Genomic DNA, 14,165 nt, shown 5'->3' with positions numbered 1-14,165 from the left:
TATCCTTCATCAGACTAAAAGAGTGGAGACGGGGCGCACCCTGTCAGGTCATGCTTTGTGCTGCGACGCGATTTTCTCGATATCGTTATGCGGTCGCGCAATGACGCGAGAGGTGACGACTTCGCCGATGCGTTTCGCCGCTTCAACGCCGGAGTCCACCGCCGCGTTCACCGCGCCGACGTCGCCTTTCACCATCGCGGTGACCAGCCCGGAGCCGACGTTTTCATAGCCAATCAGCTCGACGTTGGCGGCTTTACACATCGCATCGGCGGCTTCAATACAGGCCACCAGACCTTTGGTTTCGATCAGACCAAGCGCTTCTTTCATCATGTTGTCTCCCGTTATTCCGCGACTTTGTAATGTGCGACGATTTTGTTGATGTCGTTATGCGGACGCGCGATAACCAGCGAGGTCACCACTTCCCCGATGCGCTGCGCCGATTCCACGCCGGAATCCACCGCCGCTTTCACCGCGCCGACGTCGCCTTTCACCATCGCGGTGACCAGCCCGGAGCCGACGTTTTCATAGCCAATCAGCTCGACGTTGGCGGCTTTACACATCGCGTCCGCCGCTTCAATGCAGGCCACCAGACCTTTGGTTTCGATCAGACCTAATGCATCACCCATTTGCGTTCTCCTGGCCTTAAGCCTTGTGTTTAATAACAATTTTGTTGATGTCGTTATGCGGACGAGCGATAACCAACGAGGTCACCACCTCGCCGATGCGCTGCGCTGATTCCACGCCGGAATCCACCGCCGCTTTTACTGCCCCGACGTCGCCTTTCACCATCACGGTGACCAGCCCGGAGCCGATGTTTTCATAGCTAATCAGCTCGACGTTGGCGGATTTGCACATCGCATCCGCTGCTTCAATGCAGGCCACCAGGCCTTTGGTTTCAATAAGCCCCAATGCATCACCCATGGTTTTTCCTCCAGACAGGTTTGTGATTCGGGAAAACCGTCCGCGTAACGGCGTCAACACGCGGTAGCGGCGTTCGAGGTTCACTATAGGGAATGGCGAGTTAAGTGAAATTTAAATCCGCGTGAGTTATGTTTTTAGTTTTTTGCTCTGTGATTTAGCGTTTTAAGGGCCTGTATTTATCTCTTTATGCTGATCCGGGCCGATGGAATTGGCTGTGGATGCGGCGAGTTTTACGCCACCCGGACGGGCGGCAGTGAATGTTAATGAGTTGCTAATTTATTGCTGGGGCAGGGTAATATATCCATCCATTAAGTGTGGTTATGGTCATGTTTTTAGTCGGGAGCTAAACGCAAAAAGTGCGCTTTTAGGGTATGAGGCGGAGCGGGAAAAACGCGGGGTAAGGCTGAAGCCGGTGGGGCCGGCCGTTAGTCAAGCTTGCTGCCGGACTTCAGGGTGCAAACGTAGAGCGGCGAATTGATCGAGCTGAGCAGAATCGCCTTCTCGTTGAGCTTCTGGGCGTTGAGAAACAGCCCGTCGTGGCTGTCGGACATCTCGCGCATAAAGTAGGCGAAGATGACGTCCGGGGATTCGTCGATCGATGAGGCGCTGGATTCCCACCGGCTGATGCGGTAGTGGCGCTCGGTTGAGGAGATGCGTTTACTGGTGTAGCTGAATTTGACGTAGCGCTGCAGGTAGAGCCAGCCGGCCGCGGAGTCGGTATAGCCTTCGACGACCATCGAGCCTTTGCCGCTGGCGGCGAAATTGAAGTGAATATTGCCGTTGACGTTCTCTTTATCCATGTTTTCAAAGCGCATGATGGCTTTGGTCGAGCAGCTCATCGCCCCGTCGTTTTCAGCCGGCAGCAGCTTCCAGGCGCTGAGCCCGGCCGCGGTGATGAACGCCAGGACGGAGAGGGCGAAAAAAGGCCGGGGTGCGAGTCTCATTACGGTTTCCAGGAGTAGTAGAAATAGTTATCGCAATAGCTGAAAGGATTGTCTTCATGCATCGCGCAGTGGGCGAGGAAGACGCGGCCCAGGCCGTTAGTCTCCAGCCGATCGCCATAGAAGAAGACAAAACGTTCGCCGGGTTTGCACTCCAGCTTCAGCCGCTGGCGCACGGCGTCAAAGTTGTTGCCGTAGGCGGTTCCGGCCACGGAACGCAGCATCTCGTCGCTGGCCAGCAGTTCGCACTGGCTGTGGGTCATCTGCGTCAGGGTAATGGGGCGTGATTCGCCGCTGCCGAAAAAGCTGAAAAGCACCAGCAGCAGGGCGATGGTCAGCAGGCAGACGCCGGCGATATACCAGCAGGTGCCGCGGGCGTGCCGGGTTGGTTTCGGACTCTGCGCCGCGGCCGGCGGCACGGCGTCCGGCTCTGCGGGCGGCAGCGACGGCGGTTCCGCCTGCGGCTCCGACGGCACGGGAGCGTCCAGCTGATGAACGGTTATTTCGGGGTTCAGCTGCAGCAGTCCGCGCGAGACGGTGACGATAATATTGTCGATCTCATAGTGGCGGAAGGTTTTGCGCAGCATGCTCAGATACTGATTCAGGTTGCTGTTCGAGGAGGTTAATCCGTTGTCATCCCAGACCTTTTTGAGCACTTCATCGCGGCTGACAATCTCCGGATGACGCAGAAAAAACCACAGCAGCGCGCTGGCGGTGATCGACAGCTGGCTGTCCGCCTCATCGCTTCCCGGTAGGATTAGTGTGCCGTCCGTTGCATCATAAATGAGACGGCCATTGATGTTGTAGCGCATCGCGGCCTCAATCTAATCGCCTGACCTGTCAGGCTCAACGTGCTTCACGCGGGAAGCGTCATTCTCGTCAGATCGCTGACCAGCGACCGCCGGTGTTCGGCGCTCATGGTGCGCCCCTCGGTTAACTCCGATAGCCAGATGCCGTCCGCCGCGTAGCGTACCAGGGTGCCGGTGTGGCCGTTATCCAGCGCATCGCCCTGCGCGAGGTGATCCAGCATCCAGTCGCGCCAGCATTTTCGCAGCACCGGCTCATCCGGCATCGCCAGCGACAGCACCATCAGCTGCCGACTTTCATGGGTATCGGTCAGGTCGGATAAATAGTGCAGGTAGGCGCGGGTAAAGCGGCCATAAGAGACATTGTCGGCGGCCATCAGCGCCGAAATCGCGTCCTCCATAATCGCCAGCAGGCGGGCGAACAGGGCAAAAATCAGCGCCTGCTTGTTGGGGAAGTGGTGCAAAAGACCCCCTTTGCTCACCCCGGCTTCGCGCGCCACGGCATTCAGCGACAGCGAGGCGATACCGTCTCTGCCGGCGATCATCGCCGCGGATTCCAGCAGTTGCTGATGTAAACGGACGGGGTCTTTTTTTCGGTGTTGGGCTTCCATGTTCATGGCCTGAATCATACCGACCAGACGGTATGATTATTCTTGATCGCTATCAATGTGAGGGGGAGTGTGCGGCGGTGGAATGCCGTTATTGCGCGGAGGCTCACAATTCGTCATAGAAATCAGCGCGTGGCGTGCGGCAGTAGCTGCCGCACGAGGCCGGGTCTTTAATCGACAAGATCCTTCACGATACTCATCAGCAGGCGAATATCTTCCGGGCGGGTATTACCGCTTTGCGGATCGATGATTGAGCTGTAGATATGCGGCATCACCTGCGCAACGCCGGCCTGCAGACAGGCTTGCAGAATGACGGCGAAGTTATTCAGGTCGATACCGCCGGTGGGTTCAATAAGCGTCATGCCGTTGTGCGCGGCGCTTTGGGCGAGAACCTTTAGCTCATCCAGCGAGCGTTCGCCGCCCATGGGAAAGAACTTAGCGGCGTGCGCGCCCATATCCTGAATCATCCTCACCGCCGCATCGCTGGATACCCTGGCCGGCGTTCCGTGCGCGCTGCTGACTCCGGTGGAGATAAGCACCTCTCCGGGCCTGCCGGTGGGGCTTATCAGCGCATTGATCCGCGTGTTTTGCCCGCCGGTGGCGGCCAGCGCGCCTGCCGCAAAGCCGCAGCCGGTAAAGGTCTGATTAACATGGGCGGGATGAAGCTTCGCCGAAATCATCGCCGCCTTATAGAACTGGGCCGGATCGCCTGCTCCCAGGCCGACGGAAATAGCGGGAATTTCCGTCATCCAGCGGCGCACTTCCGCTACGCCTTCATCCACGGTAGAAAACTGTGCGGATAAAACGCCAATCACCGCATGGCCTTCGGCGGCATCGTAAATCTCCCGGGCGTTGGCGATATCTTTTGCCAGAACGTTAATCGCGATCCGCTGGCGATAAAAGTTAATCTGCTGCATGTTCGGTAATCTCCTTGAGTCGCGCGATAATAAGCGCCATCTCACCTTCGGCAATGGTCCGCGGATCGAGGCTAAACACGCCCTGATGCAAAGCGTAGCGGCGGGCATAAATTGCGATTTCGCCGCCGCGCAGTCGGGCTTCGACTTCGCCGGCGTTGAGGCCCAGGGCTTCTTTATCGACCCTGACCCGGATGCGCCAGATGGCCCGCCCGGCCTCGTCCTGTTCGATATCCGCCTTCAGCCCGCGTAAGGCGGATATCGCTTCGGCGAAGGGACGCAGAGCGGCCGCATCGGGAGCCGGAGCGGCCGCCTGATAGCGGTTGAGGGCGTATACCAGGCCGACCATATTTTCTTTGCCAACCTTCATCGCCCTGGCGATGCCGTTATGCTGCGCCTTGCAGGCCGCGATCCAGGCTCGTTTTCCGCTAACAAAGCCGGAGGTTGGGGCATTGAAGGCTTTGGCGCCGCTGTAAATCACCATATCTGCGCCGGTCGCGACCCATCGACGAAGATCCTCTTCGGCGGCGGCATCGACAATCAGCGGCAGGTTGTGCCGGTGGGCGACCTGCAGAAAGTCATCGATGCCGGGCATCCCTTTTTGCACGCAGTGGTGCGATTTAACAAACAGCAGCGCCGCCGTACGCTCGCTGACGGCGCTCTCCAGCTGCCAGCGCGCGGCGAGATTGCTGGACCCGACCTCGACAACCCGTCCTCCGCCGAGGCGAATCGCGCTGGTTATCGGCGCGCCGTAATCGACGTTGTGACCGCGCAGGATAATGATTTCGTTGGCCATGCCGCTGCTGTCCGGCATCTGCGCGACCTTATCCGGCTCGCCGCGGGTGATCGCCGCGGCCACCGCGATGGCAATTCCCGCCGAGGCGCACGACGTCAGGTAGCTATCCTCGGCGCCGGTGTGGGTGGAGATAAGCTCCCCGGTGCGGTCGGTGAGCTTATCGATTTCAACGAACGCGCTGGCGGCTTCGGCAGCGGCCTGCATCACCTCCGGGTCAACGGATGATACGCCGAGGATCGTCATTTTACCGCAGGCGTTAATCACCCGCTTTAGCCCAAGCCGTTGATAAATATTATCGTTCATGGCCTACAGCACTCCCGTCAGCGAGCAAACGATGCTGATCGCGACAATCGACAGTAAAATCGTGGTGTAGCGCGGACCCTTTTTCAGCAGATAGAAGTAGACGGCAAAGACCGCCGCCAGCGGCAGCAGGCCCGGAGCAATAGAGTCGAGGATCTGCTGCACCACCACCTCGGAGCCTTTCAGCGCGCTGATTTTCAGCGGCGTGGTGATTTTGACGTAGCTTGCCGAAAGCGCGCCCATCATGATCAGACCCAGCACGTTGGCGCCGTAGATCAGCTCCTTGATGCGCCCCCCTTGCAGCAGGCCGATTATCGAATCCCGCCCGAGGGTGTAGCCTTTATGCACCAGCCCGTAGCTTATCGCCATGGTGATCGCCGGGTAGAGGATCAGCGGCGCGATACCGCCGAAGGCGCTGCCGCCGGCGGCGAAGGGGATAAAGATCGCGATCAGCAGCGGCATGACCGCGGCCCAGATTATCGAATCGCCCATCCCGGCCAGCGGCCCCATCAGGCCGGTTTTGATCCCGGTAATGGAGGCGTCGCTAATCGGTTCGCCGCGGGTTTTCTGCTCTTCCATGGCGATAGAGATACCCTGGATAACCGAGCCGAAAGTTTGCTCGGAGTTAAAAAAGTTGAGGTGGCGCTTCAGGGCCTCGGCCTGCTCTTCTTTCTCCGGATACAGCTTTTTGATAATCGGCGTCATCGAGGCGCAGAACACCAGGCTTTGCAGACGCTCGTAGGAGCTGGATACTTCCGCCCCCAGCCAGTAAATCAGCCAGGCCTTGGTGATATCGGCTTTGCTCAGCGCCCGGCTTTCACGGGCCCGTTCAACCAGCTCATGTTGCATGACATCGCTACTCATTATGCCGCCCCTTCATTTTTGGCGAGGCCTTTAATCAGGAAGGCCACGCAGGTACCGAAAATCGCCATCGCCATGATGTCCACCTTCAGGTAGAGCACCGCAAAGAATCCGCCGATAAACCACGGCAGCAGGCTCTTCTTACCAATCACCATGATGGTGATGGCGAAGCCCAGCGCGGGCAGGATGCCGCCCATAATTTCAAACGAGTGGGTCAGCCAGTGCGGCATCAGCTTGAGGAACTTCTCGACCACGCTTTGTCCGAAGTAGTTGGCGGCAAAGACCACCGGGAAGCGCAGCAGCAGCCCAAGCAGGGCAGGGTAGATAAAGGCGCAACGCATGATCCCCGTCATGTTGGCGCTCTCGGCATGTTTATCGGCCATATGCACCCACGCCGCGTTCAGCGTCCGGCGCAGCTGATCGAGGAATACCCCGATCACGCCAAACGGAATCGCCAGCGCGATCGCCAGGTTCGGCTCCATCCCCGCCTTCACGGCAATAGGTATGGCGATACAGGCGGCCAGCGCCGGATCCGACGGGACGTTACCGCCCGGCGTGGAGGTGACGCCCAGATACACCAGCTGCATACCTGCGCCGATGATCATCGCGGTCTTCATATCGCCCAGCAGTAAGCCGACGAAAACGGCAACCACGACGGGCTGCAGCAGCATGGCGGAGAAGGTATAGCCTAAACGTAATCGAGCGAACCAGTAATAGAGTCCCATCAGGCTCGCAAAAAGCAATGTGTCCATAGTTTTTACCTGCTTATCAACTGGTTAGAATTTTTTCAGGATGTCGTCCAGTGACTGGGGTTTATCTTCCGGGATCGTCTGGAAGAACACCTGAATTCCGCTGTTTTTCAGCTCACCGAGGATCCCGACGTCTTTTTCATCGAGGGTGATGTTCTGAAATACGGCTTTCCGGTTTGGCCCGCCGCCAAGTCCGCCGACCTGAATCGAGGTGACGTCGAAACCCTGCTGCACGGCCTGCTGGATTGCGCTGAGGGATGGAAACAGCACCAGCACGTTCCCCTCGCCGAGCTGGTTCTCCCGCCAGGCCGCGGTAAAGCTGGCATTGCTGAAACAGTCGACTTTGATATTCGGCGGCGCCGCCATCAGGTAGATATTTTTCATAAACGGATCGGCGTCGAGCTCGTCGCTGACCACGGCGATACGGTTAGCCTGCGACTGGCCGACCCACTTGGTGACAACCTGGCCGTGAATCAGACGGCTATCGATACGACATAAAACGATTTTTGCCATGAAGGGCTCCTTAATGATTTAACTGGTTCACGTGGGCGACGACGTCGCGACAGCTGCTGCGTCCGGCTTCCACAAGCTCGTTGACGCAGCGGGTCAGCGGTCCCTGTTCGCGTTTATCCAGCGCTTCCAGCAGTAGCGAAGCGTTGAGGCCGCAAATCACGGCGATCGGATAGTCGGCGCTCAGGCGGGCGGCGACGTTAGAGGTGGTGCCGCCAATAAAGTCGGTGAGGATCAGCGAGCCTTCCGGCATCGACTTCACCGTCGCCTCAACGCGCTGGTAATACTCGCCGAGGGTATCGACGGGCATCAGGGCGATTTCCGTCACGCCTTCAATTTCGCCCGTGACCATGCGCAGGCTGTTGCAAAGCGGCGTGCCCCAGCCGCCGTGCGTCAGCAGCAGAATTTGCGGTAATGGGTGTGCAGGTACAGTAGATGACAAGGTGGCCTCCTGGCGCCGTTTTATAGACGCTATTGATAGAGCAAAGGCCGTGCCAGCATTAGTGTCATCTGCGGGAGATGAGGGGGGCTGGCGGGCCGATGGGCCGCGCCAGCAAAGGGATTAGCTATACAATAATTCGTAGATATAAATATATTCCGCATCCGATAAGCGGATGGCGTAGGCCTCCTCCACCGGGTGGAAGGCGGATTTAATGACACTAAAGGCGTGAGTATCCATATCGGGCTTCATTTCCAGCGCCATCTGTAACGGTTTGCGGTTAATCACGATACGCTCGACCATACAGCAGCAGTGGATCAGGAAGCGTAGTGTCACCTGGCGGCTGGGGGCGATCGCCAGGGTCGCGCGCAGCTGGCTGAGGACGCCTTCCATCTCTTTGAGGATGCGCTGCGGGTTGAGCACCGAAATATGGTTGATGATGCTTTCCATCGTCAGCGCGCTGATAAACCGGGACGCGCTGCGTTCCATCTCCAGCCGCCGTTCGGCGCTGGAGAGATCGGGAGTCAGCAGGCTTAACACCAGCTCCGGGCCCTGCTCGGAAAACAGCTCCTCCAGCGAGATAAACGGAATATCCGGCAGCCCGGGCTGGAAGGTCCCGACAATCCCCGCCAGCCGCTCGTGGGCGTTAATGGCCTGCTGCACGCGCTCCGGGCTGCGCACTTCGTTATAGTCGAGGATCACCATGCGGGTATCCTGCGACATCAGCTCGCCGAAGCTCTCCTCCAGCACGGTTTTGATTTTCTCCGCCGTGCCCATGCCGGTAATGCAGGAGATGACCAGCACTTTGCCGACGTTTTCCTGCTGCGGGGTGCATAGCTGGCTGGGGATGCCTTTTTCCTGCATAAGCGCTGCCAGCCGCGGCAGGTCGCTGGTCTCGTAGCTCAGATCGAGGCCAATCTCCAGCAGGCTGGTCAGGGTGATATCCGGCAGCAGCAGGACGTCTATCTGGAACAGCTTGCTGATGGTGCTGCCGAAATGCACCAGCGAGCCGATATCGACGATCAGGATCAGCCGTTGCCAGCGCCGCGCCTGCATCAGCCGGATTAACGCATCCAGGGTGTCGTGCACCGACTGTTCGAACGGCATATCGATAGCGCTGAACAGCTCGCGCTCCAGCACCCGATTGACGTACTGCGCCATGCTGGTGGCGGTGGTGGCGCCGTGGGCGATCAGTATCACTCCGCAGTCGGGGCTGACGCCGATCCGCTGGCGGTAATGGCGGCACTCTTTGAGGAACAGGCACAGCCAGACCACCTCCGTCGCCGGGCACTGAATATTCAGCAGGTCGTTGATTTTCCTGCATAGCTGGGTGGCATTCTCATATTCATCTTTACAGCGATCGAGAATTAAACTGGAGGAGTAGAGCTGCGGGATCAGCCCCCGCTGGACGTAGCCGATCAGCGCCAGCAGGTGCTTGCGCAGGGGATTGACCAGATTTTCCGGCAGGGAAAAGCCCAGGATCTGTTCTACATAGCCGATCAGCAGGGCGACGCGCTCTTCAATCTGGTCGCCATAGCGCGGCGAACGCGTGCCGCTGTCGCGGCTGTAGAGGCCATATTCGAAAATGGAGCTGAGCTTGTTTTTGAGAATGGCCAGCGTCTCTGCGGGCGGAACGTTACTGTTGCGCAGATTGACGTATTCGCGGGTCAGGAAGCTATAGAACAGATCGCTCTCTTCGATGCCGCCATCGCCGCCCGCCGGGCTTTTAAGCTGCGGCAGCGTGCGGGCGTCAATACTGAGCAGGGTTTTACCATTGAACAGCGCGTCGACCAGTATCCGCTGCTCCTGGGTGGGGTTAGTGGAACCGTCCGCCAGCTTGCCATCCAGCAGTAGAACATCGTGCTGCGCCGCCATCCCCGATGCCCAGGCCTGGGCGCATAAAAACTGGATATCGCTTTTTAGCTGGCCAATATTGCCTTCCAGCGGCTTATTCAGCAGCCACAGCAGCAGCGTTTTATCGATGCTTACCGAGCGCTCAATCTTGCGGCTCTCCCGCTGCAGGAAGCCGATAATCAGTTCGATCTGCTCCTCCAGCGAGCGCTGGCGGATGCCGGGAAGATCGATGGCGACCTGAATGCGGCGTTGAAAAGTCCGCAGCAGCGACGAGCTCACCGGCTCGGTGGTGGCGCAGATAAGGCGTACGGTGATGCTTCGCGCCGGGCCGCTGGCGCCCAGCGGGCGATACTCGCCTTTATCCAGCAGCGAGAAGAGTTTTTCCTGGCCTTCATAGGGCAGGCGATGGACTTCGTCGAGCAGCAGATAGCCGCCGTCGGCCTGTTCAATCAGGCCGGTCTTGCTCTCCGTTGCGCCGGTAAACGCCCCCTGTCGATGACCAAAGAGATGGGAAGAGAGTAGCTCCGGGTTGTTGGCGTACTCGGCGCAGTTAAAGTAGACGAGAGGCGGAGGGCTATCGTCGCTATGCTCGCAGGCATAGCGGTGCATCAGTTCGGCGAAAAAAGTCTTCCCGACGCCGGAGGGGCCGGTCAGCAGCACGTGCAGCCCATGCGGATAGAGCACCGCCGCTTTACCTTTTTCCACCGCATCCCGCAGGCTGCGATCGTGGCCGATTAGCAGCGAGAACGGATCGCTAACCGACGGCAGATCCCGCTCAGGCAGCAGGTCTCTAATGGCGCCGATCTCGCGCTCCGATTCAGCCAGCGGCCTATCAAGCAGGGTTTGAGTAGCCTGCAGATGCAGAAAGAATACCGGGCGTCCGCGGGTTTTGATAACCAGCCCGTCGCTCCACAGCTGGTTTAAATCCTTGCTGACGGAGTTGCGCGCCAGGCCGAGGTTAAAACCGATTTGCTCTGCGGTGAAGGCGCTGGTGCCAAGGGACAGGTCGTCCCGGCTTATGGTCTGCGTCAGCCGCTCCAGTTCACGCAGTACTACCTCAATACGTCTCATCTCGTTACCGGATTGCTTAAAGGTGATGCTTGAGAACATACACCATCCTGGCCGATGAGAAAGAGACGGGAAACGAAGTTGCGGGCGTCTGACTACAACAAATAGCCGTTTCGGGATAAATAAGCGTGTCAGGGACTAAATCAGCGTATTTGAACGGCGACGCCGGGCGGCCAGGCATCGCCTTGCTGCGCTTAATCCACCCGCTGATGGATTGCCAGCCCGCTTTCCCCGACCGCCAGCTCCGGGCGCAGCGTCAGGGAGGGGATCAGATAGTCGCCGTGATTTTGCCGGCGGAACGGGATTGGCGCGGTGCTTGCCAGCGTATCCAGCCGCTGCCCCAGCTCGCGGCAGTGCTGCGCAAAGCGCTGCTCGTCCGTTTTCTCCGTGCGGTAGAACACCAGCGGCGGCAGCACCGCAAAGCCGGGATAAAACAGCATTCCGTGCTGGATCGGAAACAGGATATCGTTAATCGGTCCGTTAATTCCGCGCGGGGCGTAATGCTCCTCCCAGCCGCCGGTAGTGACAACCAGCATCGCTCGTTTGCCCGCCAGTGTGCCTTCGCCGTAGCGGTCGCCCCAGTGGCGGTCGCTGTGCTCGCCGACGCCGTAGGCAAAACCATAGGCGTAAACCCGGTCGATCCAGCCCTTCATAATGGCGGGCATGGAGAACCACCACAGCGGAAACTGGAAAATCACCGTATCCGCCCACAGCAGCTTCTCCTGTTCCGCAACGATATCCGCGCTTTGGGTGCCCTGTTCAAAAGCCTGCTTTGAATCGAGCGTCGAGCGCCAGAACTCGCCGACCGGCGGGGCGCTGCTGTCGTCAGCATCAAAGCCCGCTTTCCAGCGCATGGCGTAGAGATCGGAAACCTGCACCTCATGGCCGGCATCGTGCAGATGCTGGACGGCAAAATCTTTTAGCGTGCCGTTCAGGGAGCGAGGTTCCGGATGGGCGTAAATCAGCAGTACTTTCATGAGAATCACCTCTGAGTTATGGAGAGCTGCAGAGTAGGCGGCTGGCCGCTATAGTAGAAATTAATTACTTAAATCCCAGGTATAGCCGTGATTAATTTACATCGTCTGGATCTCAACCTGCTGCGCACCCTCGACGTGTTGCTGAGCGAGAATAACGTCACGCGAGCGGCGCAGCGGCTCAACCTGTCGCAGCCGTCGGTCAGCATCCAGCTGGCGCGCCTGCGGGAAATTTTTGCCGACCCGCTGCTGCTGCCCGGGCCGCGCGGGATGTTGCCCACCGCCCGCGCCGATGCGCTGCGCGGGCCGCTGCGTGATGCCCTGCTGGCGCTGGAGCTGGCGGTCGCACCCGCCGACAGCTTCGATCCGTTAACGGCGACGCAGACCTGGCGAATGGCGGCGACGGACTATATGGCCTCGGCTATTGTGCTGCCGGCGCTGAATATTCTGCGCCGGGCTTCACCGTCGAGCCGGATGGCGGTCTTCGATCTCCAGCCTTCTCGCCTGGTGCAGCAGGCGGAGAGGGACGAGGTCGATCTGTTCTTTCATACCCGCGACGGCGCTCCGCAGGAGCTGCATCAGCGGCTGCTGTTCAGCGAGCGCTACGTGCTGGCGGGCAGAGCGGGGCATCCGGCGCTGCAGACGTCGTTGAGTCTGGCGCAGTTTTGCCAGCTGGATCAGGTTATTGTCTCCCCGGACGGCGGCGGTTTCAGCGCCGCGACCGATACCGCGCTGGCCAACCTTGGGCTTTCGCGGCGGGTTGTCCTCTCAGTGCCACATTTCCTGTTTATGCTGGAAACGCTGCGTAGCAGCGATTTGGTCGCCATGCTGCCGGAGAGGCTGCTGCGCGGGATGAGCGGACTGACGGTTATCGAGCCGCCGCTGGCGATTGCCGGGTTTGATATGCTGATGCTGTGGCACGAGCGCTGGCACCGCGACCCGGCGCACCGCTGGCTGCGCCAGCAAATTGTGAGTTCACTGGAGGAGAAGCCATGTTAAGCGGATTGAATCACCTGACCCTGGCGGTCAGCAGCCTGGCGCCGAGCGTGGCGTTTTATCAGCAGCTGCTGGGAATGACGCTGCACGCGCGCTGGGATAACGGCGCCTATCTCTCCTGCGGCGATCTGTGGCTGTGCCTGTCCCTCGATCCGCAGCGGCGCATTACCCCGCCGGAGGAGAGCGACTACACCCACTACGCTTTTAGCGTCGCCGAAGCCGATTTCGCCGGGCTCAGCGCGCGGCTGGAAACGGCCGGCGTGGCGGTGTGGAAGGTGAACCGCAGCGAAGGGGCGTCGTATTATTTCCTCGACCCCGACGGCCACAAGCTGGAGCTGCACGTCGGCAGCCTCGCCCGGCGCCTGGCGGCATGTCGCGAGCAGCCGTATAAGGGGATGGTGTTTTATGGTGAGGATCCGCAGGCGGTCGGGAACCCGTAGCCCCGGTAAGCGCTGTGCGAGCGGGGGAGTTCAAGCCGAATGGTGGCTGTTTCCCGAAGGCGCGCTGTGTCTTGTTCGAGCTACTGGCTGCAGGTGGGCAACAAAGAATATCTGTTGCTTACTGACAGCAATGGCGCCCTTCTTGCGCCGTAAAGCGTGATATTCTGCTCCAGGGCAGGCGCGCTTTACATCGGTTCGTCGTACGGAAGTTTTCCAGCACCGCCGAAGGATGTGAAGAGGTCCATTTAATGAATGAAATGTTGATCCACTCGGGCCTATCACCATTACGGATCGTTAAACGATGAGCGACCTGGTGAAAAATTTCTCTTTCGGTGCTCTGGCGATCTGTTGCGCCATCGTCAATGCGCAAGAAGTTCCAGCTTAGACTCCGCCAGTCATCCTCGATCTCAAGGGCTTCCCTTCCGATACCGGAGGCGCCGTACTGAATCTGTTGAACAAAGCGGCGGAACTGGCGCAGCGCTTTGCCTCCGACAGCGATGCGATCGCCAGACACGTCGAACATACTCTCAGTCAGATGGCTCAGTTGCTCGTTGACGATCCTGGTGGCGTGGTGACGATTGAAGGGCACGCCGATTCAATGGGCAGTAATAAAAGTACAACCTCGATCTTTTCCTGCATCGTGCCCGTTCAGCGGCGAAATGGCTAATAGTGCACGGAGTTGAACCATCGCGCCTGAGCGAGGAAGGCAAAGGTGAAGGCCAACCGATGTCCAGTAATGATACCGATGAGGGCAGGGCGAAAAACCGTTGCGTCGATTTTGTGTTGCCGAAAAAACGGCTAAGTAATATTACCCAATATGGTTTTTCTGTACTCTGCTATCAGCGTAGGACGAGCGGCGCGAGCATTCTTCTTGTATCTATCCATATTGCACACAATAATTCTAAAAATATAATCAGTAATAAAAATAAAACCTTTTTTGCATGTGTAAATTATGTGTGTGGTATATCTTGCATATAATGGCTACCCA

18 protein-coding genes are annotated in these 14,165 nt (G+C 58.7%); 3 read left to right on the top strand and 15 right to left on the bottom strand.

What is annotated here, in order from left to right:
- Nucleotides 1-48 precede the first annotated feature (48 nt).
- From QFI97_RS01865 to QFI97_RS01800, 14 genes are all read right to left on the bottom strand, one after another.
- The gene (locus QFI97_RS01865; protein ID WP_015585230.1) at nt 49-327 is read right to left on the bottom strand and encodes a BMC domain-containing protein; all 279 of its coding nucleotides are present in this window, start codon (nt 325-327) and stop codon (nt 49-51) included.
- Between the two features lie 14 nt (nt 328-341).
- Complete coding sequence (locus QFI97_RS01860; protein WP_041143877.1) at nt 342-626, bottom strand: BMC domain-containing protein; 285 nt, start codon at nt 624-626, stop codon at nt 342-344.
- 16 nt (nt 627-642) lie between these two features.
- The gene (locus QFI97_RS01855) at nt 643-921 is read right to left on the bottom strand and encodes a BMC domain-containing protein (protein WP_010634659.1); all 279 of its coding nucleotides are present in this window, start codon (nt 919-921) and stop codon (nt 643-645) included.
- A gap of 425 nt (nt 922-1,346) precedes the next feature.
- Nucleotides 1,347-1,865 carry a FidL-like protein gene (locus tag QFI97_RS01850; protein WP_346430463.1) on the bottom strand — a complete coding sequence of 173 codons (519 nt, stop codon included), beginning with the start codon at nt 1,863-1,865 and terminating at the stop codon, nt 1,347-1,349.
- Nucleotides 1,865-2,674, bottom strand: coding sequence for a winged helix-turn-helix domain-containing protein (locus QFI97_RS01845; protein WP_346430462.1), 810 nt, complete (start codon nt 2,672-2,674; stop codon nt 1,865-1,867). The genes QFI97_RS01850 and QFI97_RS01845 overlap by 1 nt, the downstream gene beginning before the upstream one ends.
- 44 nt (nt 2,675-2,718) lie before the next feature.
- Entirely contained in the window at nt 2,719-3,297 is a 579-nt protein-coding gene (locus QFI97_RS01840; RefSeq protein WP_095104059.1) for a TetR/AcrR family transcriptional regulator, read from the bottom strand.
- A gap of 149 nt (nt 3,298-3,446) precedes the next feature.
- On the bottom strand, nt 3,447-4,193 hold the full coding sequence (gene dagF, locus QFI97_RS01835; protein WP_346430461.1) for a 2-dehydro-3-deoxy-phosphogluconate aldolase: 747 nt from the start codon (nt 4,191-4,193) through the stop codon (nt 3,447-3,449).
- Nucleotides 4,180-5,289 (bottom strand): D-glucosaminate-6-phosphate ammonia lyase, encoded by a 1,110-nt coding sequence (gene dgaE / locus QFI97_RS01830; RefSeq protein WP_346430460.1) that lies wholly within the window; start codon nt 5,287-5,289, stop codon nt 4,180-4,182. Before dgaE ends, dagF begins: the two co-directional genes overlap by 14 nt.
- 3 nt (nt 5,290-5,292) lie before the next feature.
- On the bottom strand, nt 5,293-6,153 hold the full coding sequence (locus QFI97_RS01825; RefSeq protein ID WP_162098172.1) for a PTS system mannose/fructose/sorbose family transporter subunit IID: 861 nt from the start codon (nt 6,151-6,153) through the stop codon (nt 5,293-5,295).
- A complete protein-coding gene (locus tag QFI97_RS01820) occupies nt 6,150-6,899 on the bottom strand; it encodes a PTS mannose/fructose/sorbose/N-acetylgalactosamine transporter subunit IIC (RefSeq protein WP_004857504.1) in 750 nt (249 codons plus the stop codon). Before QFI97_RS01820 ends, QFI97_RS01825 begins: the two co-directional genes overlap by 4 nt.
- Nucleotides 6,900-6,923: 24 nt before the next feature.
- Nucleotides 6,924-7,409 (bottom strand): PTS sugar transporter subunit IIB, encoded by a 486-nt coding sequence (locus QFI97_RS01815; protein ID WP_004857506.1) that lies wholly within the window; start codon nt 7,407-7,409, stop codon nt 6,924-6,926.
- Between the two features lie 10 nt (nt 7,410-7,419).
- Nucleotides 7,420-7,848: a PTS sugar transporter subunit IIA gene (locus QFI97_RS01810; RefSeq protein ID WP_133600783.1), complete on the bottom strand. Its 429-nt coding sequence runs from the start codon at nt 7,846-7,848 to the stop codon at nt 7,420-7,422.
- A gap of 120 nt (nt 7,849-7,968) precedes the next feature.
- Nucleotides 7,969-10,770, bottom strand: a complete 2,802-nt coding sequence (gene dagR / locus QFI97_RS01805; RefSeq protein ID WP_346430473.1) for a transcriptional regulator DagR — start codon at nt 10,768-10,770, stop codon at nt 7,969-7,971.
- A 191-nt stretch (nt 10,771-10,961) separates the two neighbouring features.
- Entirely contained in the window at nt 10,962-11,744 is a 783-nt protein-coding gene (locus QFI97_RS01800; RefSeq protein ID WP_346430459.1) for an NAD(P)H-dependent oxidoreductase, read from the bottom strand.
- Between the two features lie 87 nt (nt 11,745-11,831).
- Here QFI97_RS01800 and QFI97_RS01795 point away from each other — a divergent pair, with 87 nt between their 5' ends.
- On the top strand, nt 11,832-12,740 hold the full coding sequence (locus tag QFI97_RS01795; RefSeq protein ID WP_346430458.1) for a LysR family transcriptional regulator: 909 nt from the start codon (nt 11,832-11,834) through the stop codon (nt 12,738-12,740).
- Nucleotides 12,734-13,177 carry a FosA family fosfomycin resistance glutathione transferase gene (locus QFI97_RS01790; protein ID WP_095104053.1) on the top strand — a complete coding sequence of 148 codons (444 nt, stop codon included), beginning with the start codon at nt 12,734-12,736 and terminating at the stop codon, nt 13,175-13,177. The genes QFI97_RS01795 and QFI97_RS01790 overlap by 7 nt, the downstream gene beginning before the upstream one ends.
- Nucleotides 13,178-13,295: 118 nt before the next feature.
- Here the strand turns inward: QFI97_RS01790 and QFI97_RS01785 are convergent, their stop codons facing one another.
- On the bottom strand, nt 13,296-13,766 hold the full coding sequence (locus QFI97_RS01785) for a hypothetical protein (RefSeq protein ID WP_223261815.1): 471 nt from the start codon (nt 13,764-13,766) through the stop codon (nt 13,296-13,298).
- Nucleotides 13,767-13,846: 80 nt separating this feature from the next.
- Between QFI97_RS01785 and QFI97_RS01780 the strand changes: the two genes are divergently transcribed.
- Nucleotides 13,847-14,155 (top strand): OmpA family protein, encoded by a 309-nt coding sequence (locus QFI97_RS01780; protein WP_286141861.1) that lies wholly within the window; start codon nt 13,847-13,849, stop codon nt 14,153-14,155.
- Nucleotides 14,156-14,165 lie beyond the last annotated feature (10 nt).

The sequence above is a fragment of the Klebsiella scottii genome (genome assembly GCF_036561945.1).
Classification (GTDB): Bacteria; Pseudomonadota; Gammaproteobacteria; order Enterobacterales; family Enterobacteriaceae; genus Klebsiella; species Klebsiella scottii.
Note: the sequence above shows the minus strand (reverse complement) of the source record. Positions and strands in the feature narration are given on the sequence as shown.